Source organism: Duganella sp. 1224, from assembly GCF_013408245.1.
Classification (GTDB): domain Bacteria; phylum Pseudomonadota; class Gammaproteobacteria; order Burkholderiales; family Burkholderiaceae_D; genus Rugamonas.
Window position 1 is genome coordinate 15,095 of record NZ_JACBYS010000010.1, and the last position, 21,742, is coordinate 36,836.

Annotated in this window: 11 protein-coding genes and 1 riboswitch; of the genes, 6 read left to right on the plus strand and 5 right to left on the minus strand. The window is 66.5% G+C overall.

Features of this window, described 5'->3' with window-relative positions; all coding sequences use genetic code 11:
• Positions 1 to 25 precede the first annotated feature (25 nt).
• Complete coding sequence (locus FHW58_RS25950) at positions 26 to 439, plus strand: thioesterase family protein (RefSeq protein WP_179676084.1); 414 nt, start codon at positions 26 to 28, stop codon at positions 437 to 439.
• 32 nt (positions 440 to 471) lie between these two features.
• Here the strand turns inward: FHW58_RS25950 and FHW58_RS25955 are convergent, their stop codons facing one another.
• The 3 genes from FHW58_RS25955 to FHW58_RS25965 all read right to left on the minus strand — a co-directional run bounded on the left by FHW58_RS25955 (position 472) and on the right by FHW58_RS25965 (position 4,069).
• Positions 472 to 2,277: a DUF885 family protein gene (locus FHW58_RS25955; RefSeq protein ID WP_179676085.1), complete on the minus strand. Its 1,806-nt coding sequence runs from the start codon at positions 2,275 to 2,277 to the stop codon at positions 472 to 474.
• A gap of 93 nt (positions 2,278 to 2,370) precedes the next feature.
• On the minus strand, positions 2,371 to 3,543 hold the full coding sequence (locus FHW58_RS25960; RefSeq protein ID WP_179676086.1) for an HPP family protein: 1,173 nt from the start codon (positions 3,541 to 3,543) through the stop codon (positions 2,371 to 2,373).
• A 49-nt stretch (positions 3,544 to 3,592) separates the two neighbouring features.
• Entirely contained in the window at positions 3,593 to 4,069 is a 477-nt protein-coding gene (locus FHW58_RS25965; protein WP_179676087.1) for an Lrp/AsnC family transcriptional regulator, read from the minus strand.
• 99 nt (positions 4,070 to 4,168) lie between these two features.
• On the opposite strand from FHW58_RS25965, the gene FHW58_RS25970 reads away from it, so the two are divergent.
• Positions 4,169 to 6,268, plus strand: a complete 2,100-nt coding sequence (locus FHW58_RS25970) for an aminotransferase class V-fold PLP-dependent enzyme (protein ID WP_179676088.1) — start codon at positions 4,169 to 4,171, stop codon at positions 6,266 to 6,268.
• A 180-nt stretch (positions 6,269 to 6,448) separates the two neighbouring features.
• Positions 6,449 to 15,142, plus strand: coding sequence for a GH36-type glycosyl hydrolase domain-containing protein (locus FHW58_RS25975; RefSeq protein ID WP_179676139.1), 8,694 nt, complete (start codon positions 6,449 to 6,451; stop codon positions 15,140 to 15,142).
• Here the strand turns inward: FHW58_RS25975 and FHW58_RS25980 are convergent.
• A complete protein-coding gene (locus FHW58_RS25980) occupies positions 15,139 to 15,714 on the minus strand; it encodes a TMEM165/GDT1 family protein (protein ID WP_179676089.1) in 576 nt (191 codons plus the stop codon). The genes FHW58_RS25975 and FHW58_RS25980 overlap by 4 nt on opposite strands.
• 54 nt (positions 15,715 to 15,768) lie before the next feature.
• A riboswitch (yybP-ykoY riboswitch) is annotated at positions 15,769 to 15,921 on the minus strand.
• Between the two features lie 95 nt (positions 15,922 to 16,016).
• Between FHW58_RS25980 and FHW58_RS25985 the strand changes: the two genes are divergently transcribed.
• Together FHW58_RS25985 and FHW58_RS25990 are read left to right on the plus strand one after the other, a co-directional pair.
• Entirely contained in the window at positions 16,017 to 17,867 is a 1,851-nt protein-coding gene (locus FHW58_RS25985) for a M1 family metallopeptidase (protein WP_179676090.1), read from the plus strand.
• Positions 17,864 to 19,498, plus strand: coding sequence for a serine hydrolase (locus tag FHW58_RS25990; RefSeq protein ID WP_179676091.1), 1,635 nt, complete (start codon positions 17,864 to 17,866; stop codon positions 19,496 to 19,498). Before FHW58_RS25985 ends, FHW58_RS25990 begins: the two co-directional genes overlap by 4 nt.
• Before the next feature lie 10 nt (positions 19,499 to 19,508).
• Here the strand turns inward: FHW58_RS25990 and FHW58_RS25995 are convergent, their stop codons facing one another.
• Positions 19,509 to 21,215 (minus strand): diguanylate cyclase, encoded by a 1,707-nt coding sequence (locus FHW58_RS25995; protein WP_179676092.1) that lies wholly within the window; start codon positions 21,213 to 21,215, stop codon positions 19,509 to 19,511.
• Positions 21,216 to 21,361: 146 nt separating this feature from the next.
• Between FHW58_RS25995 and panD the strand changes: the two genes are divergently transcribed.
• Positions 21,362 to 21,721 (plus strand): aspartate 1-decarboxylase, encoded by a 360-nt coding sequence (gene panD, locus FHW58_RS26000; protein WP_179676093.1) that lies wholly within the window; start codon positions 21,362 to 21,364, stop codon positions 21,719 to 21,721.
• The last annotated feature ends 21 nt before the right edge of the window (positions 21,722 to 21,742 follow it).

Genomic DNA, 21,742 nt, shown 5'->3' on the forward strand with positions numbered 1-21,742 from the left:
AACCAACCACTGAAGGAGTGACATCATGCTGATGCAAGTGACCGCCCAAACCTTTGTCCATTCGCTGACGATTTACCTGAAGGATTCTAACGCCTACGGCAACACCTATTTCGCGCGCTACTTCGAATGGCAGGGCATCTGCCGCGAAAAGTGGTTCTTCGAGTGCATATCGCGCGACATGCTGCAAAACGAAGGCGTGTTCATCACCAAGCACGCCGAGCAGGACTACTTGCAGGAGACTTTCCCGTTCCAGGACATTGCGTGCGAATTGAACGCGTTTGACGTCAGGAAGTGCTCATTCTGGCTGGAGTTCCGCTTTTATGCGGACGGCAAGCCGGTATCGGTGGGGCGCCAGCAAATCGTCTTTGCCAACCATGCCAAGCAGATCACGGCCTTGCCTGAGCCGGTCATCGCCAGCATCAAGCGCTACGTGAAATAAGCGGAGGGCGGGCCGGTCGGCCCGCCCGGGGATTACTGCTGGGTAGCGATCCAGCGGTCGACTTTTTCCTCCAGCAGCGCCAGCGGCAGCGTGCCGTCGCCCAGCACCACCGCGTGGAAGGCTGGCAGGCTGAACTTGGCGCCCAGCGCCTTCTCGGCGCGCGCGCGCAGTTCCTGGATCTTCAGCGAGCCGACCTTGTAGCCCAGTGCCTGACCCGGCCACGCCATGTAGCGTTCGGTTTCAGTCTTGGCAACCACGTCGTAGCCCAGCGTGTCCTTCATGTACTGGATGCTTTGCTCGCGGGTCCAGCCTTGTGCGTGCATGCCGGTGTCCACCACCAGGCGCACGGCACGCAGCATCTCGTCGTTCAGGTGGCCAAAGTACTGGGCCGGATCGTCAAACAGGCCCATTTCCTTGCCCAGCGTTTCCGCGTACAGCGCCCAGCCTTCGGTAAAGGCGTTGTTGCCGCCGTATTTGCGGAAGTTGGGCAGGTTCAGTTCCTGCATCAGCGCGATGTGGAAGTGGTGGCCCGGTTTGCCTTCGTGCAGGAACAGCGTGGTCATGCCGGTGCTGCCGTACTTGGTCGGGTCGTTGACCACCGACCAGAACACGCCCGGACGCGAGCCGTCGCCGGCCGGCGCGGTGTAGTGGTCGGAGGCGGTGGCGCGGCTCAGTTCCGGTTCCAGGCGCAGATCCAGCCTGGCTTTCGGTTGCAGCGTGAACATCAGCGGCAGCTTGGTGTCCAGCACGTCGTTCAGCTTGTGGTAGACCGCCTGCACTTCCTCTTCGGTCTTGAACGGGTAGAACTTCGGCTGCGCCGCCACCCACTGCGGCAGGCCGGCGGCCGGACCGTTGTAGCCCAGCTTCGGTCCCAGGATGGCGAACTGGCCCTGGATGCGCGCCACTTCCTTCAGGCCGATAGCGTGAATTTCATCCGGTTTGAGCGTAGTTGTCGTCGCGTTGGCGACACGGGCCTGATACCAGGCGGCGCCGTCCGGCAACGCGCCCAGGCCGGTCGAGGTGCGGCAGGCCGGGAGGTATTCCTTTTCCAGGAAGGCTGACAGGCGCGCCAGCGCCGGCATCAGCTCGTCATTGATGGTCTTGCGGTAGGCGGCGGTCAGGCGCTGCTTGTCGGCGTCCGAGAACGTGGCCGGCAGCTTGGTGATCGGCGTGTAGTAGATGCTGGCTTCCGGCGTGGCGCTCACCAGGTGCTGGAACTGCGGCAGCGCCGACACCATGATGGCCTTCGGCTGGGTAATGCCTTTTTTCATGCCCTGGCGCATATTGGCGATGGCCTGGTCGATCCACGCCGGCAGTTGCGACACGCGGCTCAGGTAGGCCTCGTATTCCTTGACGGTCCCGATCGGCTGCGATGCTTCGCCGCCGGCGTAGTTGGCCAGCGTGACCGGTACGCTGTCCATCTGGTTAATCGGCAGCAGGTGCTCGGGGAAGCGCTCCATGGCGATCAGGCCCTTCAGCTCGTACTGCAGGATGTCGTAGTTGAGGCGGCCCTTGACGTCCAGTTGATAAGGCTTGATGGCTTGCAGACGCTGCAGGAAACCGCGGTACAGCTTGAACTGCGCGGCGCGTTTTGCCGGCGCAATGCTCATGCCCAGTTGGTCGTCGAAGCGGTTGTCGCCGTTCTCGGTGGCGCCGATCGGTTCGAAGCGGGCGGCCGCGTCGTAGTATTCATCGGCAATCGCCAGCACGGCCTTGTCGGCCGAGGCGGCTACTTCGGCGCTGACTTTGCCGGCGGGCGCGGCGGCGTGCGCCAGTGGCGCGAAGGCAAGCATCAGGGCGGCGGCGAGAGGGGCGAGAGGGGCGAGACGATGCGTCATTGTTCTGTGTCCTTGTGGTGGCAAAGTTGGCCGTTAGCATAAGTCATTGCCCCGGCGGGCAGGAACAAATTTTGTATCAACGGCCAACAAAGACTAGGCCGCCGCCTCCGCGAAGCGGCTTTCGTACAGCGCCGCCAGCAAGTCCGATTGCGTGACGATGCCGACAAATCGCTGCTCATGGTCGACGATGGGGATGTGATGGAAGCCGGCGTCCGCCATCAGCGGCACCAGGTCGACGATCGCCGTGTCGACCCGCGCGCTGGCTGGATGCTGGCGCATGATCTGGCCCACCACCTCGGCTTTTTCGGTGTGGCTCACGCCGCTTTTGCGCAGGAAGCGGCGCAGGCGCCGGCGGATGCCGCTGTAGTCGTCCAGCCCGCCGTGTTCGAGGAAGTCGGTCTGGGTGACGATGCCGATCACCCGCCGGGCCCGGTTCAACACCGGCAGGCAAGCCACGCGGTGTGCGCGCATCTGCCGCCAGGCCTCGTCCAGCCCGGTGCCGAACTCGGCGCTGACGACGTCGCGCGACATGATGTCGGCGCAGTGGATGATGCCGAAGCGGCGCTGGTAGGCGCGCTGCTCGGTCTGCATGAACAGCGATTCCAGGTCGTCGCGGCTGATGTCCAGCACCTGGTTGTGCTGGCGCAGCACCGCGTCCAGGTCTTCCGGCTTGAAGCCCAGCCGCACGGTCGGCACCGCGTCGCTGGTGGCGTGGGGGTTGGTGTGCGCGTTCTGCTGCGCGTGCGGGTAGACGCGGCCGGTCAGGTTGTTGTAGGTGATGGCCGTCAGCACCAGCAGCACCGAGTCGGCCAGCACCGTCATCAGCACGAATTCGAAGCCGGCCACCTGCACCGCCGGGCCGCCGATCACCGTGGTCAGCGCCACCGCGCCGCCGGGCGGATGCAGGCAGCGCAGCACGAACATGGCGGCAATCGCGCCGCCGCAGGCCAGGCCCGCCAGCAATGGCGGCGGCAGGCTGGCGCCGAACCAGCGCACGCAGGCGACGCCGACCAGGCCGCTGACAACATTGCCGCCGATGACAGACCACGGTTGCGCCAGCGGGCTGGCCGGCAGCGCGAACAGCAGCACCGCCGAGGCGGCGATGGGGGCCACCATGAAAATCGTGGCATGGGTGGATTGCAGCAGCAGGTGGCTGAGGACGGTGGTCAGCAGAATGCCGCACAGGGCGCCGACGGAGGCGCGGAATTGTTCGCGGCGGTTCGCCGTCGGGGCGCTGGGCAGCCAGCTGTCGAAGAAGGCGCGCATGTGCGTCAAATCAAGTACTTGAAATGACGCATTATCTCATGGATGCACTTTATTGGTGCGACACCAGCCACAGCGGCAGGGAGGTGGTGATTTTGATCTGCTCCATCGAAAACGCCGACGAGACGCCGGTGAGCTGCACGGACTTGATCAATTTCTTGTAAAACCGGTCATAACCGGCGATGTCGCTCGTGACCACCTTCAGCAGATAGTCGACATCGCCGCTCATGCGATGAAACTCCTGCACTTCCGGCAAGGCCGCCACGGCGGCGGCAAAGCGCGCAAACCATTTTTCGTCGTGCTGGGTGGTGCGGATGCTGACGAACACCGTCACCGGCAGGCCGACCTTGTTGCGGTTGACGATGGCCACCCGGTTCTCGATATAGCCTTCCTCCTCCAGGCGGCGCAGCCGTTTCCAGCACGGCGTGGAGGACAATCCTACCTGCTCGCTGAGCTGGGCAACGGACAGCGTGCCGTCCCGTTGCAGCGCGTCCAGGATGGCATAGTCGTAGCGGTCAAGTTGATTCATGCTAAGAATGTTCAAAAAAGAGAATGGGGCATCTACATATTATGCTGCCGCGCAAAATTTTGGTACGACTATTTCCGCATAACTGCGTAAGCTATATGGATGACTACCGAAATCTACCTCGACAGCAACGCCACCAGTGTTGTTTTGCCCGCCGCGATCAGCGCCGCCACCGACGCCATGGGCCAGCGTTACGGCAATCCCAGCAGCACCCACGCGACCGGGCTCAAGGCCAAGGTTATCCTGGATGAGGCGCGCGCCTGCGCCGCGCGCCTGCTGGGCGTGGGCAACGGCCGGCTGATGTTCAACAGCGGCGCCACCGAAGGCATCCAGACCGCCGTGCTGTCGTCGCTGGTCGCGTTGCGCGAGCGCCGCGATGCGGGCGAGGCCATCGGCACGCTGCTGGTCTACGGCGCCACCGAACACAAGGCGGTGCCGGAAAGCCTGGCGCACTGGAACCGCCTGCTGGGCCTGAACCTGACGCTGCACCAGCTGCCGGTCGACCATGAAGGCGCGCACAGCCTGAGCGCGCTGCGCGAGGTGGCGCCACGGGCGGCCATGGTCTGCACCATGGCGGCCAACAATGAAACCGGTGTCATCTCCGACCTGGGCGGCATCGAAGCGGTGCTGGCGGACAGCGGCAGCCAGGCCTACTGGATGGTCGACTGCGTCCAGGGCCTGGGCAAGCTCAAGCTGGATCTGTCGTCTACCCGCATCGATTACGCGCCGTTCTCCGGTCATAAGCTGAATGCGCCGAAAGGCATCGGCATGCTGTACGTGCGCGCCGGCGCCCCGTTCACCGCGCTGATCCAGGGCGGCGGCCAGGAAGCCGGCCAGCGCTCCGGCACCGAGAACATGGCCGGCATCGCCGCGCTGGGCGCCGTGCTGGCCGCGCTGGAACGCGGCGATACCTTCCGCACCCAGGCCGAGCTGTGCAATTTTCGCGCGCGTCTGGCGGACAGCCTGCGCGCCGCCTTGCCGGGCGTGGTGTTCAACAACCCGTTCGACAAGTCGCTGCCGACCACGCTGAACTTTGCCGTGCCCGGCCTGTCGAGCCGCGAGCTGATGGATGTGTTCGACGCCGCCGAAGTGCGCGTCAGCGCCGGCAGCGCCTGCTCCTCGTCCAAGGCCGCGCCCAGCTATGTGCTGGACGCGATGGGCTTGCCGCTGTGGCGCAGCGCCGGCGCCATCCGCATGTCGTTCGGCCCGTTGACCGATGAGGCCACCATCGCCGCCGCCTGCGCCCGTATCGAGCGCTGCGGCGCCGCGCTGCGCGCCAGCTGCCTGATCCCGTCCGACCGCACCGCCGTGCCGCACGATGGCCTGCTGCAACTGGGCGTGGAAGGCGCCTGTAGCTGGATGGCGCTGGACGCCGCCAGCCGCAGCTGCATCGTCATCGATCCGCTGCCGGAACACGCGGCCCGCATCGAGGCCTATGTGCGCTGCCAGAATTACCAGGTGCAAGCGGTGGTCAGCACGCTGCCGAACGCCGGCCGCGCCATGCTGGTCGAGGCGCTTGGCCGCCACTTCAACCGCGCCGCCGATGCCGACGAGTACGGTTGGCCATCCAACGCCACGCCGGTCGCGCTGGGCAATGGCGCCGCCGCCAGCGCCATCACGCTGGGCGAGCAGGTGCTGGCCTGCGTGGCCGGCGGCCAGCTGCGCGCCTACCTGCTGGGCACGCTGGAGGCGGCGCAATTGCCGGCTGTCTCGGTGCGTTTCGCCTTCAGCGCCGGACTGGCGCAACAGGACCTGCGCGACATCATCAGCGAGCGCACCTTGCTGTGTCCGACGCGCGATGAACAGAATCACTTCTGCACCAGCATCAACGCTGAGCCAGCGGCAACCATCGCTGCCGACGCACAACTTGACAGCGCCGCGCTGGACGCGTTCCTGCAAGCCCATCCGGACGCCTGCCTGGTCGATGTGCGCGAGCCCTATGAATTCGCCGCCACCGTGGCGCCGTTGCCGGCCGGCCGCATGGCGCTGAGCGTGCCGCTGAGCCGGCTGGCCGAGTACGCCAGCGCGTGGCTGCGGGCCGAGCAGGCGCCGCTGGTGTTCTTCTGCCGCAGCGGCAACCGCAGCATGAAGGCCGCGCTGTGCCTGCGCCGCCTCGGCCATCGCCATGCCTACAGCCTCAACGGCGGGCTGGCGCTGGCGTCACGGCAGTCTCACGCGCAGCCGCTGCCGATGGCGGCGTAAGCCAGGTTTCCTTCCTTTGCAGGACCGCGCAAGCGGTCCTTTTTTTTGCCAACTTCGTTATGTACGTCACCGTACAGTCTCCTTGCGTGCGCCAGCGTACGATTGCTTGGCCCATAATTTTTCATTCGCCGAGTCCAAGCGAGGTCCAAGTTGAACAAGTCCAATCCCTTATTGCCCGAGATGACCATGGGCTTCCGCGAATCCCAAACCGGCTCCCTGGTGTCCGACGACGACGATGAGGACTTGCCGCTGCGGGCGGAGCTCTTCAGCGCCGCGCAAATGGCGGCGCACGGCAAGACGCTGGCCCAGCATCATGAACTGAGCAAGCGCGGCGGCCGCGACCGCCTGCTGTCGCGGCTGGCGGAAAACGCCGCCGTCATCGATGCCACCTGCGACGATCTGACCGCGGCCGTCAAGGCCGGGCGCCAGATCACGCCGGCCTCCGAGTGGCTGCTGGACAATTTTTATTTAATCGAAGAACAGATCCGCATCGCCCGCCGCCACCTGCCCAAGGACTACAGCAAGGAGCTGCCGCGCCTGGGTAAGGGCGCGCCCGACGGCTGCCCGCGCGTCTACAAGATCGCGCTGGAAATCATCTCGCACGGCGACGGCCGGGTCGATCCCGAATCGCTGTGCCGCTTTGTCGACGCCTACCAGGAAGTGGCCACGCTCAAACTCGGCGAGCTGTGGGCGATTCCCATCATGCTGCGCCTGGCGCTGATCGAGAACCTGCGCCGCGTGGCCGCGCGCGTGGCCGAGAACCGCATCCAGCGCGACCTCGCCAACACCTGGGCCGACCAGATGACCGAGATCGCCGAGAAAAATCCGAGCGGCCTGATTCTGATGGTGGCGGACATGGCGCGTTCCAACCCGCCCATCACCAGCGCCTTCGTGGCCGAACTGGCGCGCCGCCTGCAGGGGCAAAGCCCGGCGCTGACCTTGGCGCTGACCTGGATCACGCACCGCCTGGCGGAAACCGGCCAGACCATCGAGCAGCAGATCCAGGCCGAGATCCAGCAGCAGGCGGCCGAGCAGGTGTCGATCGCCAACAGCATCGGCAGCCTGCGCTTCCTCGGCACCATGGACTGGCAGGAGTTCGTTGAAACCATGAGCAAGGTCGAACAGACCTTGCGCCAGGACCCGGCCGACATCTACGGCAAAATGGAATTCGCCACGCGCGACCAGTACCGCCACGCCATCGAAAAAATCGCCAAGCGCTCGCGCTTCACCGAACTGGAAGTGGCGCAGCAGGCGCTGGCGCTGGCCCAGGCGCACCACGGCAGCGGCGATTCGCGCCATGGCCACGTGGGCTTCTACCTGATCGGCGGCGGCCTGGCCGCGCTGGAAAAACAGACGCAGATGCGCCGGCCATGGCTGGAAGCGGCGCAGCAGACCAGCAGCGCCTCGCCGCTGACGTCCTACCTCGGCGCCATCGCCGCCATCTCGCTGGTGTCGACCGCGCTGCTGCTGGAGCGCGCCGCCTTCGATGGCGTGCATGGCTTTGTGCTGTTCGCGCTCGGCCTTCTGGCGCTGCTGGGCAGCAGCCACCTGGCGCTGAACCTGGTGAACTGGGTGGCCACGCTGGTCACCCATCCGCGCCCCTTGCCGCGCATGGATTTCAAGGACGGCATTCCGTCCGACGCGCGCGCCATCGTGGTGGTGCCAACGCTGGTGTACAGCAAGGAGAACATCGAGGACCTGTTCGAGCAGATGGAAGTGCGCTTCCTCGCCAACCGCGATCCCAACCTGATGTTTTGCCTGCTGACCGATTTCGCCGACGCCCGGTCCGAGAAGATGCCGAACGACGAGGCGCTGGTCGAGCAGCTCAAGCGCTGCACCGCGCACCTCAATCACAAATACGCCAACGGCTCGCCGCACGCGCCGTTCCTGCTGCTGCACCGCCCGCGCATGTGGAATCCGCAGGAAGGCGTGTGGATGGGCTATGAGCGCAAGCGCGGCAAGCTGGAAGACCTGAACCGCTTCCTGCGCGGCGGCGCACGCGACAAATTCTCGGTGGTGGTGGGCGACACCTCGGAGCTGGAAAGCATCCGCTACGTCATCACGCTGGACACCGACACCCAACTGCCGCGCGACGCCGCCAAACAGTTCGTCGCCACCATGCAGCACCCGCTCAACCGTCCACGCGTGGACATGCAGCGCGGCCGCGTGACCGAAGGCTACGGCATCCTGCAGCCGCGCGTCGCGGTAGCGCTACCGAGCGAAAACGCCTCGCGCTACGAGAAGCTGTGCGGCGGCGAACCGGGCATCGACCCGTACACCCGCACCGTGTCGGACGTCTACCAGGACGTGTTCTTCGAAGGCTCCTTCATCGGCAAGGGCATCTACGATGTCGACGTGTTCCAGCAGGTGCTGGGCGGCCGTCTGCCGGAAAACAAGATCCTCAGCCACGACCTGTTGGAAGGCTGCTACGTGCGCGCCGGCCTGCTGAGCGACGCCCAGTTGTACGAAGCCTATCCGACCCGCTACAGCGAGGACGTGACGCGCCGCCAGCGCTGGATCCGCGGCGACTGGCAGCTGATCGGCTGGCTGGCCGGCCGCGTGCCGAGCGGCCGTGGCCGGCGTGAACGCAATCCGCTGTCGCTGCTGTCGCGCTGGAAGCTGTTCGACAACCTGCGCCGCAGCCTGACCGCGCCGGCGCTGGTGCTGTCGTTGATCACCGCGTGGCGCTGGCTGCCGGATCCGTGGATGTGGACTGGCGCCGTGCTGACCGTGATCTTCCTGCCGCCGTTGGTCAGCCTGGTGTATGACCTGTGCCGCCGTCCGCGCGACACCTTGTGGAGCCAGCATATCCGCGCCTCGCTGCGGCGTGGCGGTCTGCAGTTCTCGCACGCGGTGCTGATGCTGGCCTTCCTGCCGTACGAAGCCTACTTCAGCATGGACGCCATTTTGCGCAGCCTGTGGCGCAGCTTCGTCTCGCACCGCAAGCTGCTGGAATGGCGCGCCTCCGCGCTGGCGCGCCAGGCCGACGGCAGCGTGAACACCTGGCGCACCATGTGGTTCGCGCCGGTGCTGGCGCTGTTCGTCGGCGGCGCGCTGCTGGGCTGGCGCCCGGCCAGCCTGCCGGCGGCCGCGCTGTTCCTGCTGGCGTGGCTGGTGGCACCGGCTATCGCCGACTGGATCAGCCGCCCGATCGAACGCAAGACCGCGCAGCTGTCGGCCGAGCAGACGCAATTCCTCAACAAGCTGGCGCGCCGCACCTGGGCCTACTTCGAGCGCTTCGTCGGCGCCGAGGACAACTGGCTGCCGCCGGATAATATGCAGGAGCATCCGGTGCAGGTGGTGGCACACCGCACCTCGCCGACCAATATCGGCATGGCGCTGCTGGCCAACCTGACCGCCACCGACTTCGGCTACGTCACGGTGCGCCAGCTGATGGAACGCACCGCCCATACGCTGGACAGCATGGACCAGCTGGAGCGCCACCACGGCCACTTCTACAACTGGTACGACACGCAGACCCTCAAGCCGCTGCACCCGATTTACATCTCGAGCGTGGACAGCGGCAACCTGGCCGGCCACCTGCTGACCATGGCGCCCGGCCTCACCGGCCTGTATGACGCGCCGGTGCTGGGACCGCAGATCGTCGACGGCATCGCCACCACCGTGCGCGTGCTGCAGGACACGCTGGCCGACACCGGTGCCGCCAGCGGCGCCTCCACGGCCGGCGCGGCTGCAACCACCGCCGTCGCCGCCAGCGCGGTCGACGCGCTGCTGGCCACCCTGGCGCCGGCACCGGACGCCGCCAACCTGCAGCAGCTGCACGGCTGGCTGACGCGCGTCAGCGCCGCCGCCGAGGAGTTCCAGCCGCACGCCGCCACCCACAGCGAGGCCGGCGCCATGTGGGCCGACTCGCTGGTGCAGCAATGCCGCGCCGCGCTGGACGAACTGACGGCGATGATGCCGTGGGCCGCGCTGTCCGAGGACGCCATCTTCGACACCAGCATGACCCGCATGCCGACGCTGCGCGAGCTGGCGGCGCTGGCGCGCACTCACGCCGCCATCCCGGCCACCGACCTGGCGCCGGATGAACGCGACCGCCAGCAGCGCCTCGCCCAGCTGTTCGAGCAGGGCAGCACCGCCGCGCATGAACGCATGCGCGCGCTGGCCGACCTGGCGCAGCGCTGCGGCGCCTTCGCGCAGATGGAATACGGCTTCCTGTTCAATCCGACCACCAACCTGCTGGCGATCGGCTACAACGTCACCGACCGCCGCCTGGACGCCAGCTACTACGACCTGCTGGCGTCGGAATCGCGCCTGGCCAGCTTTGTCGCCATCGCCCAGGGCCAGCTGCCGCAGGATCACTGGTTCGCGCTGGGCCGCCAGCTGTGCATCGTCGCTGGCAAGCCGGTGCTGCTGTCCTGGAGCGGCTCGATGTTCGAGTACCTGATGCCGCTGCTGGTGATGCCGAACTATCCGAACACGCTGCTGGACCAGACCTACAACTCGGTGATCGACGCCCAGATCGAGTACGGCAAGCGCCGCAGCGTACCGTGGGGGATATCCGAATCCGGCTACAACACGGTGGACGCCAGCCTCAATTACCAGTACCGCGCCTTCGGTGTGCCGGGACTGGGCCTGAAGCGCGGCCTGGCCGACGATCTGGTGATCGCGCCGTACGCTTCCATGATGGGATTGATGGTGCAGCCGGAAGCTTCCTGCGCCAATCTGCAGAAGATGGCGGAACTGGGCTATATGGGCCGATACGGTTTCTACGAGGCGATCGACTACACCTCGTCGCGCCTGCCGCGCGGCCAGAGCGCGGCGATTATCCGCTCGTTCATGGTGCACCACCAGGGCATGGGCTTCCTGTCGCTCAGCTACCTGTTGCACGACCGTCCGATGCAGCGTCGCTTCGAATCCGACCCGCTGCTGCAATCGACATTGCTGGTGCTGCAGGAACGCAGCCCGCAGGCCGGCGCCTTCTACTCCAACACTACCGAAATGGCGGCCATCCGCACGGTGGCGCAGGAGCAGGCCAACCCGCTGCGCGTGCTGACCCAGCATTCGACGCCGGTGCCGGAAACCCAGCTGCTGTCCAACGGCCGCTATCACGTGATGGTCACCAATTCTGGTGGCAGCTACAGCCGCTGGAAAGACCTGGCCGTGACCCGCTGGCGCGAAGACAGCACGCGCGACAACTGGGGCAACTTCTGCTACGTGCGCGATGTGGAGGACGGCGAGTTCTGGTCCACCACCTACCAGCCGACGCTGGTCGATCCGCGCAAGCATGAAGTGATCTTCTCCGAAGGCCGCGCTGAGTTCCGCCGCTCCGACCGCCATATCGACCTGTACACGGAAATCGTGGTGTCGCCGGAAGACGATATCGAATTGCGCCGCACCCGCATCACCAACAAGTCGGACCGCGTGCGCACCATCGAAGTGACCAGCTATGCGGAAGTGGTGATGGCGCCGGCCGCCGCCGATAATGCCCATCCGGCCTTCAGCAAGCTGTTTGTGCAGACCGAGATTCTGCCGGAGGAAAACGCCATCCTGTGTACCCGCCGTCCGCGCGGTGCGCACGAAGTCATGCCGTGGATGATGCACTCGATGATGGTGCACGATGCGCCGGTGGTCAACGTGTCGTATGAAACCGACCGCTCGCGCTTCATTGGCCGTGGCAACACCATGGCCGCGCCGGCCGCGATGCTGAACGATGGCCCGCTGAGCGGCGGCCAGGGTTCGGTGCTGGACCCGGTGGTGGCAATCCGCTACACCATCACGCTCAAGCCGGACCAGTATGCGACGGTGGATATCGTCACCGGCATGACCGAGCAGCGCGATGTGGCGCTGCACCTGATCGACAAATACCAGGACCGTCATCTGGCCGACCGCGTGTTCGAACTGGCGTGGACCCACAGCCAGGTGGTGCTGCGCCAGCTGAACGCCAGCGAAGCCGATGGCCAGCTGTATGGCCGCCTGGCCAACTCGGTGATCTACCCGAACGCCGGCTTGCGCGCCGAAGCGGCCACGCTGATCAAGAACCAGCGCGGCCAGTCCGGCCTGTGGGCGTATGCGATTTCCGGCGACCTGCCAATTGTGCTGTTGCAGATTAAAGATCCATCCAACATCGAGCTGGCGCGCCAGATGGTGCAGGCGCATGCCTACTGGCGCCTGAAAGGGCTGGTGGTGGACCTGGTGATCTGGTACGAAGACCTGTCCGGCTATCGCCAGGCGCTGCACGACCAGATCATGGGCCTGATCGCGTCCGGCATCGACGCCCAGGCGATCGACCGGCCGGGCGGCATCTTCGTGCGCCTGATCGATCAGATTCCAAACGAGGACCGGGTGCTGATGCAGTCGGTGGCGCGCGTCATCATCAGCGATGCGCGCGGCACGCTGGCGGAGCAGATCAAGCGTCCGGCGCCGCCGACCTTGCGCATGCCGCCGCTGCTGGCCGACAATCGCGGCGAGTATGCGGACGCCGGCCCGGTCACGCATCCGGCGCGCGGGCTGGTGCTGGAAAACGGCATCGGCGGCTTTACGCCGGATGGCCGCGAATACGTCATCACCACCAGCGACACCCAGCGCACGCCGGCGCCGTGGTCCAACGTGCTGGCCAATCCGCAGTTCGGCACCGTGATTTCGGAAAGCGGCCAGGCCTATACCTGGCACGAGAACGCGCACGAATACCGCATCACGCCGTGGGATAACGATCCAGTCAGCGATAGCAGCGGCGAAGCGTTCTATCTGCGCGATGAGCAGAGCGGCCAGTTCTGGTCGCCGACCGCACTGCCGGCGCGCGGCAATGGTGACTACATCACGCGTCACGGCTTTGGCTACAGCGTGTTTGAACATATCGAGGCTGGCATCTACACAGAGATGACCACCTTCGTCGCCGTCGACGCGCCGATCAAGTACACCGTGCTGAAAGTGCGCAACGACTCGCTGGTGCAGCGCCGCCTGTCCGCCTTCGGCTACGTGGAATGGGTGTTGGGCGACATGCGCTCCAAGTCCGGCATGCACATCGTCACCGAGGCCGATCCGGTCAGCGGCGCGCTGTTCGCCAAAAATCCGTACAACACGGAGTTCAGCGGCCGCGTGGCCTTCTTCAATTGCGACGCCTCGCTGCGCAGCATCACCGCCGACCGCACCGAGTTCATGGGCCGCAACGGCACGCTGGCGGCGCCGGCGGCGCTGCGCCGCTCGCGCCTGTCCGGCAAGATCGGCGCCGGCCTGGATGCCTGCGCGGCGATCCAGGCGCCGTTCGACCTGCTGCCGGGCCAGGAGCGCGAGATCGTCTTCGTGCTGGGTGTGGCCGGCCGCCGCAACGCCGACGCCAGCAGCCTGGTGCAGAAGCACCGCAGCGCCGAGGCGGCGCAGGAAGCGCTGCGCGCCGTGCATGCCCACTGGGAGAAAACCCTGGGCGCCGTGCGCATCGAAACGCCGGAGCCGGAGCTGGACGTCATCGCCAATGGCTGGCTGATGTACCAGACCATCGCCTGCCGCATCTGGGCGCGCAGCGGCTACTACCAGTCCGGCGGCGCCTTCGGCTTCCGCGACCAGCTGCAGGACGCCATGGCCACCATCCACACGCAACCGCAGCTGCTGCGCGACCAGCTGCTGCTGTGCGCCGCCCACCAGTTCCTGGAAGGCGACGTGCAGCACTGGTGGCACCCGCCATCGGACCGCGGCGTGCGCACGCACTGCTCGGACGACTACCTGTGGCTGCCGCTGGGCGCCTGGCGCTACGTCTCGGCCACCGGCGACATGAGCATCCTCGATGAAACCGCGCCGTATCTGGAAGGGCGGCCGGTCAAGCCGGAAGAAGATTCATACTACGACATGCCGGCCCGCTCCAGCGAGCAGGGCACGCTGTACGACCACTGCCAGCGCGCCATCCGCAACGGCCTGCGCTTCGGCCAGCATGGCCTGCCGCTGATCGGCTCCTGCGACTGGAACGACGGCATGGACAAGGTGGGCGAGCATGGCAAGGGGGAGAGCGTGTGGCTGGCCTTCTTCCTGTGCGAGGTGCTGAAGCGCTTCGCCGAGGTGGCGGACATGCGCAACGACGCCGAGTTCTCGGCCGAGTGCCGCGAGCAGGCGCGCCGCATCGCCGCCAACGTCGAGCAGAACGCCTGGGACGGCGAATGGTATCGCCGCGCCTACTTCGACGATGGCACGCCGCTCGGTTCACACACCAACGAGGAATGCCAGATCGACTCGATTTCGCAGAGCTGGGGCGTGCTGTCCGGCTCCGCCGATCCGGTGCGGGTGCGCGGCGCCATGGAGCAGGTCAACCAGCGCCTGGTGCGGCGCGACTCGGGCATCATCCAGTTGCTCGATCCGCCGTTCGACAAGGCCGGGCCGAATCCGGGCTATATCCGCGGCTACGTGCCGGGCGTGCGCGAGAACGGCGGCCAGTACACCCACGCCGCCATCTGGACCGCGATGGCCTTCGCCAAGCTGGGCGACACGGAACGTGCCTGGGAGCTGGCGCGCATGATCAATCCGGTCATGCACGGCCGCACCGCCGAGGGCGCGGCGCTGTACAAGGTGGAACCGTATGTGGTGACGGCCGACGTGTACGCGGTGCCGCCGCACGTGGGCCGCGGCGGCTGGAGCTGGTACACCGGTTCGTCGGGCTGGATGTACCGCCTGATCCTGGAGTCGCTGCTGGGCGTGACCCGCACCGCCACGCATCTGAAGCTGGAGCCGCGCATGCCGCCGGAATGGGATGGCTTTACGCTGCACTACCGCCACGGCAACGCCACCTACGCCATCCGCGTGACCAGGGGCGAGACGGCGTCGCTGACGGTGGACGGCGAGGCGCAACAGGACCAGCTTATCGAACTGCGCGACGGTGACGGCATGCGCCAGGTGCAGCTGGTGGTGCCGCGCGCCGCCGCCAGCTAGACGCCCAGGCTGGCGCCGGCGCCGAGCAGCGTGGCCACGCCCAGCGCCGCGAAGATCAGCGCGGCGATGCCGTGCACCAGCTTGAGCGAGATCTTGTTGGCGATCTTTTCGCCGAAGTAGACCGCCGGCACGTTGGCCAGCATCATGCCCAGCGTGGTGCCGCACACCACGCCGGTCATGCTGTGGTAGCGCGCCGCCAGCGCCACCGTGGCCACCTGCGTCTTGTCGCCCATTTCGGCCATGAAGAAGGCGATCAGCGTGGTCAGGAACACGCCGTAGCCGGCCAGCTTGGTGTCGTCGTCGTCCAGCTTGTCCGGGATCAGCGTCCACGCGGCCATCGCCAGGAAGGACGCGCCCAGCACCCAGCGCATCAGGTCCGCGCCCATCAGGCTGGTGACCCAGGCGCCGATGGCGGCGGCAAAGGCGTGGTTGGCGATGGTGGCGACGAAAATCGCGGCGACAATCGGCAGGGGGCGGCGGAACCGGGTGGCGAGCACGAAGGCGAGGAGCTGGGTTTTGTCGCCGATTTCTGCCAGGGCGACGATGCCGGTCGAAACGAGGAAGGCTTCCATGATGTGTAAAGTACGCGGGCCGGAACGATGAACCAATGACCCACGCGCGGCTCCGGCCCGTCATGGCCGCAACAGGGTCATGGTCTCGTCAAGCCTTGCCGCCATAGCGGCTGCGGGCCACCTGCGCCACGGTCTGCGGACCGATTATGTTGACACAGGTTCTTGCGCCGGGGCGGCGCAAGCCGACTACTCCCCACGAATGGCCGGCATGATAACACAGCTTGTGTGGCCGCCGACACATCTCCGATACAACGCTATGCTATTCTGCTTGGCGCTGAAGCCAACATTGAAAGTATCACCATATGATCAAGAAGACCATTGCCGCGATCGTGCTTACCGCATGCATGTCGTTGACCGCCCACGTGGCGCACGCCGATCCGTTGAGCTACGCGCGCTACGACCAGGTGCGCACCACCGATCTGTACCTCGACCTGAAAGCGGATTTCAGCCACAAGATCCTGTCCGGCTACGCCGAGCTGACGCTGAACTGGATCGACAAGTCGGCGCGCACGCTGGTGCTGGACACCAATGAACTGAACATCGCCAAGGTGCAGGTGCTGGCCGCCAACGGCCGCTGGACCGCCGCCTCCTTCATGCTGGACAAGCCGGACGCCGAGAAGGGCCGCGCGCTGCGCATCGCCCTGCCATTCCAGCCGCAGAAAGTGCGGGTGTACTACCGCACCGCGCCGTCCGCCGCCGCGCTGCAGTGGCTGACGCCCGAGCAGACCCTGTCCGGCAAGCGGCCGTTCATGTTCAGCCAGTCCGAGGAAATCAACGCCCGCTCGTGGGCGCCGGTGCAGGACACGCCGGCGGTGCGCTTCACCTACAGCGCCCGCATCGAGGCGCCGGCCGGCATGCGCGTGGTGATGAGCGCCGAGAACGACCAGAAGGCCACCGGCGCCGGCGGCTGGAAGTTCAAAATGACGCAGCCGATTCCGTCCTACCTGCTGGCCATCGCCATCGGCGAAATCGACGTGCGCAACGTCGGCCCGCGCTCGGCGGTGTACGCCGAGCCGCAGCGCATCGAGGCCGCCGCCGCCGAAATGGCGGACACCGAGAAGATGATCGCCGCCGCCGAGGGCCTGTATGGCCCGTACCGGTGGGACCGTTACGACATGATCGTGCTGCCGCCGTCGTTCCCCATCGGCGGCATGGAAAATCCGCGCATGACCTTCGTCACGCCGACCATGATCGCCGGCGACAAGAGCCTGGTGGACCTGATCGCGCATGAACTGGCGCACTCGTGGTCCGGCAACCTGGTCACCAACGCCTCGTGGAAGCACTTCTGGCTGAACGAGGGCTTTACCACCTACGTCACCACCCGCATCGTCGAAAAGCTGTACGGCGAGGAAGTGGCGGAGATGAACCTGCAGGTGGAGCAGGAAGAGGCGCTGGCCTCGCTGGCCAAGATCCCGGCGGCCAAGCAGGCGCTGGTCACGCGCGATCCGGACACCAACGCCGCCACCTACACCGACAGCAACCTGGTGTACCCGAAAGGCGCGTGGCTGCTGCGCACCCTGGAGCAGCGCGCCGGCCGCGACGTGTTCGACCCGTTCCTGCGCGGCTGGTTCGACCAGCACGCGTTCCAGTCGGCCACCACCGACGAATTTGTCGCCTACCTGAAGAAAAACCTGCTGGACGCGCATCCGGAAATCATGTCGCAGTCCGAGCTCGATGAATGGCTGTATGGTCCCGGCATTCCGGCCAGCGCCAAGCGCGCGGCGTCGCCGCGCCTGGCCGCGCTGGACACGCAGCGCGCCGCGTGGCTCAAGGGGGAACTGCCGACCGCCGAGCTGCCGGCCAAGAACTGGATCGCGCTGGAGTGGATGCACTTCCTGAACGACATCGACGGCAAGGCCACGGCGGCGCAGCTGCAGGAGCTGGACCAGGCCTATGGTCTGGGCAAGACCGGCAACAACGAAATCGCCTACCGCTTCTTCCTGGCGTCGGTGCATGCCGGCTACAACGTGCGCGAGCCGCTCAACAAGTTCCTGATGAGCGTGGGCCGCCAGAAGTTCGTGGTGCCGCTGTACACCGCGCTGCTGAAGAATCCCGTCGAGAAGGACTGGGCCAAGGGCGTTTACGCCAAGGCGCGTTCGCACTATCATCCGGTGACTCAAGCTTCCGTCGACAAGGCATTCAAAAAACAATGAATATGACTCGTAACTTTGCCGCCACCGCCTGCGCGCTGGCGGTATGGGGCGCGCTGGCCGGCGCGCCGGTGCTGGCCGCGCCGCTGGCCACCGACACCGCCGCAACAACCGCAGCGGCCACCGCCACGGCGTCGCTGGGCGATGATGTCCAGCGCGCGCTCAAGACCTTCGACGTGCCGGGCATGGCCATCGCCATCGTCAAGGATGGCAAGGTGGTGGCGGCGCAGGGCTTCGGTGTGCGCAAGCTGGGCGACCCCACGCCGGTGGACGGCAAGACGCTGTTCGAGGTGGCGTCCAACTCCAAGGCCTTCACCGCCGCCACGCTGGCGATGCTGGTCGACGAGGGCAAGCTGGCATGGAACGATCCGGTCACCAGGCACCTGCCGGGCTTCCAGATGTACGACTCCTACGTCACCGGCCAGATGACCGTGCGCGACCTGCTGACCCACCGCAGTGGCCTGGGCCTGGGCGCCGGCGATCTGCTGTGGTGGCCGAGCACCCAGTTCAGCACTGATGAAATCATCGAGAAGCTGCGCTACATCAAGCCGGCCACCAGCTTCCGCGCCAGCTACGCCTACGACAACCTGCTGTACATCGTGGCCGGCAAGATCATCGCCGAGAAGACCGGCAAGCCGTGGGGCGAGGCGGTGCGCGAGCGCATCCTCACGCCGCTGGGTATGAACGGCACCACCACCAGCGTGGCCGACATGCTGGCCAGCAGCGACCACTCGGCGCCGCACAGCAAGATCCACGACAAGATCGCGGTGGTGAAGCCGATGCCGGTGCCGAACGCGGTCGGCGCGGTGGGCATCAACACCAGCGCCGAGGACATCGCGCGCTGGATGAACCTCCTGCTCAACCAGGGCAAGACCGAGGACGGCAAGCAGCTGATCAGCGCCCGGCAGGTAGCCGAGCTGTGGTCCGAGCAGACGCCGATGCCGATCCGCGACCCCAAGCCGCCGCTGGCCGCCACCAAGCCCAACTTCCTGTCGTATGGCCTGGGCTTCCAGCTGCGCGACTACCGGGGCCGCAAGATCGCCATGCACGGCGGCGCGCTGCAGGGCTTCTATTCGACGGTGCTGATGGTGCCGGAGGAGAAGCTGGGCATCGCCATCCTGACCAACGCCGAGAACAGCCCGGCCATGGCCTCGCTGTACTACACGCTGCTGGACCGCTACTTCGCGGTGCCGCAAAAGACCGACTGGATCGCGGTGTACGCGGAGCAGGAAGCGGCCATGCACAAGGAGGAGCTGGAGCGCCAGGGCAAGGAGCGCACCGCGCGCGCGGCCAGCTCGAAACCGTCGCTGCCGCTGGCGGCGTACGACGGCGAGTATGAGGACGCGTGGTACGGCAAGGCCAGCATCCGCAACGAGGGCGGCAAGCATATCATGCGCTTCGAGCGCACGCCGGACCTGAGCGGGGAACTGGAGCACTTCCAGCACGACACCTTCATCGTGCGCTGGAAGGAGCGCAACTTCAACGCCGACGCCTACGTGACCTTCGCGCTGAACCCGGACGGCAGCATCGAGCGCATGAAGATGGCGCCGATCTCCACCGAAACGGACTTCAGCTACGACTTCCGCGACCTGCTGTTCACGCCCGTGAAGGCAAAAGACGCGACGAAGCGCTAAGGCCCGCCGGTCAGCCCGCGCTCTCCACGCGGTTGCGGCCATTGCGCTTGGCGTTGTACAGCGCCAGGTCGGCCGCGTGCAGCAGGTTGTCCAGCGCCGCCGCCGGGCCGGTGGCGCTGGCCACGCCGAAGCTGGCCGTCACCCGCAGGATGTGGCCGTCGGCCAGCGTCAGCGGCTCGCGTTCTATGGCCTGCCGCAGGCGCTCCGCCAGCGCGCAGGCCTGGGCCAGGCTGCAATGCGTGGGCATCACCACGAATTCTTCGCCGCCGTGGCGCGCCAGGATCTCGCCGTCGCGCAGCGCCTCGCGCACCAGCGCCGCCACCCGTATCAGTACCTGGTCGCCGGCCTCGTGGCCGTGCACGTCGTTGACCGACTTGAAGTGGTCGATATCGAACAGCAGCACCGTCAGCATCTCCTTGTGCTGGCGCGCGCGCTGCACGCGCTGGTTGCCGGCGGCGGCAAAGGCGCGGCGGTTCAGAATGCCGGTCAGGTAGTCGGTGTTGGCGCGCCGCCGCAGCTCCTCGATCAGGCTTTGCCGTTCCAGTTCCAGCTGCTGGCGTTCGATACTGTTGGTGCGCAGCGTGACCAGCGCGCGCGCCATGTCGCCGATTTCGTCGGCGCGCCGCGCGCCGCCCGGATCGCGCGAGTAATCGCCGTCGCCGAGCCGGATCACCGCGTGCGTGACGCGCAGCAGCGGCACGATCACGCGCCGCCGCACAATCAGCAGCAACAGCGTCAGCGCCAGCAGGATGGCGACGCCGGACAGGATGGCGATCCACAGTTCGCGCAGCGCGTGGCGGTGGTCGTTCTCGGCCTGGGTTTGCGCCTCCTGCAGCAGTTCGTCGCGCAGCGCCAGGATGGGCGTCATGGTCGGCACGTAGCGCTGCGCCAGCTGGGCGGTGTCCATGGCGTAGGGACGGCCGGCGGCGCTGGCCTGCTCGATGTCGTCCACCAGCCGCAGGCCCTCGCCAAAATACACCTCGTCCACCCGCTGCAGCACCAGCGCCAGCCCGCCGCTGTCGCCGGCCTGTATCTGCTGGCGCAACTGGGCGATGCGGCCGCGCAGCGCTTGCAGGCGCGTGTGCTCGGCCGGCGTCAGCGCCTGGCGCGTGGCCAGCGGCACCGTCAGCACGGAACCGAGGCGGCCGGCGTACTCGCGCAGCTCGACCGCGTAGCGGGCCTTGATCAGGGCGCGCGTGATGCGCGGGTAAGCCAGTTCGGAGGTCTGCGTGGCGTGGCCCGCCGTGTCCAGCGCCAGCGGCACCAGCGCGAACATCTGTTCGATCGCCTCCTTGAGCTGCGCCGGGGTGCGTTCGGGCGGCGGCAATGCCGCCAGCCGGTCGACGTCGGCGCGCGCCGCCGCCAGCGCCTTGTGCAGCGGCGCCAGCGTGTCCGGCAGCGTGCTGCCGGTGCCGGCGTGCAGCGCGCGGTCCAGCTGCATCAGCGCCAGGTCGGCGGCGGCGCGGCCGCGCCGCAGGCGTTCGCCGCGGGCCGGATCGGCCGGCACGCGGTCGCCCAGCACGGCGTTGACCGGGCCGCGTTCAAACGACAGCTTTTCCCCCGCCACCATGGCCGCGCGCGTCAGCCGCAGCGCCTGCAGGCCGTCGTTGGTGGCGTCGTAGCGCAGCCAGGCGTTGCGCGTGATGTGGCCCAGCATCCCGCACACCAGCAGCGCCAGGATGGCGGTGGACAGGGTGAGCAGGCGGGTCAGCTTCATGAAATGAGGTAAATGATATTACAGGTAATCAATATGCCACAAAGCCAGTGACTACGGGGATGAATGGTACAATGCCGCCCTCGCGTCGCTGCCACAGCCTGGACAGGATGCCAAGTTTGAACGATTACCATCGAGGAAAGATTGCTATGCAACGTATTATGCTGCGCTCCAAGCTGCACCGCGTCACGGTGACCCAGGCCGACCTGAACTACGAAGGTTCCTGCGGCATCGACGTCGACCTGCTGGAAGCCGCCGATATCAAGGTCAACGAGCAGATCGAACTGTATAACGTGAACAACGGCGAGCGCTTCGCCACCTACGCCATTCCCGGCAAGCGCGGCAGCGGCGAGATTTCGCTGAACGGCGCCGCCGCCCGCAAGGCGCAGCTGGGCGACCTGCTGATCATCTGCACCTACGGCCCGATGACCGACGCGGAAATCGCCACCCACGTGCCGAAGCTGGTGTTTGTGGACGAAAACAACAAAATCAAAAGCATCAAGCAGTAAGGTGTAAAAAAAGCGCTCCGA

Coding starts and splice junctions, on each gene's coding strand:
- FHW58_RS25950 (WP_179676084.1), top strand. CDS start 26: ATGCTGATGCAAGTGACCGCCCAAACCTTTGTCCATTCGCTGACGATT.
- FHW58_RS25955 (WP_179676085.1), bottom strand. CDS start 2,277: ATGACGCATCGTCTCGCCCCTCTCGCCCCTCTCGCCGCCGCCCTGATG.
- FHW58_RS25960 (WP_179676086.1), bottom strand. CDS start 3,543: ATGCGCGCCTTCTTCGACAGCTGGCTGCCCAGCGCCCCGACGGCGAAC.
- FHW58_RS25965 (WP_179676087.1), bottom strand. CDS start 4,069: ATGAATCAACTTGACCGCTACGACTATGCCATCCTGGACGCGCTGCAA.
- FHW58_RS25970 (WP_179676088.1), top strand. CDS start 4,169: ATGACTACCGAAATCTACCTCGACAGCAACGCCACCAGTGTTGTTTTG.
- FHW58_RS25975 (WP_179676139.1), top strand. CDS start 6,449: ATGACCATGGGCTTCCGCGAATCCCAAACCGGCTCCCTGGTGTCCGAC.
- FHW58_RS25980 (WP_179676089.1), bottom strand. CDS start 15,714: ATGGAAGCCTTCCTCGTTTCGACCGGCATCGTCGCCCTGGCAGAAATC.
- FHW58_RS25985 (WP_179676090.1), top strand. CDS start 16,017: ATGATCAAGAAGACCATTGCCGCGATCGTGCTTACCGCATGCATGTCG.
- FHW58_RS25990 (WP_179676091.1), top strand. CDS start 17,864: ATGAATATGACTCGTAACTTTGCCGCCACCGCCTGCGCGCTGGCGGTA.
- FHW58_RS25995 (WP_179676092.1), bottom strand. CDS start 21,215: ATGAAGCTGACCCGCCTGCTCACCCTGTCCACCGCCATCCTGGCGCTG.
- panD (WP_179676093.1), top strand. CDS start 21,362: ATGCAACGTATTATGCTGCGCTCCAAGCTGCACCGCGTCACGGTGACC.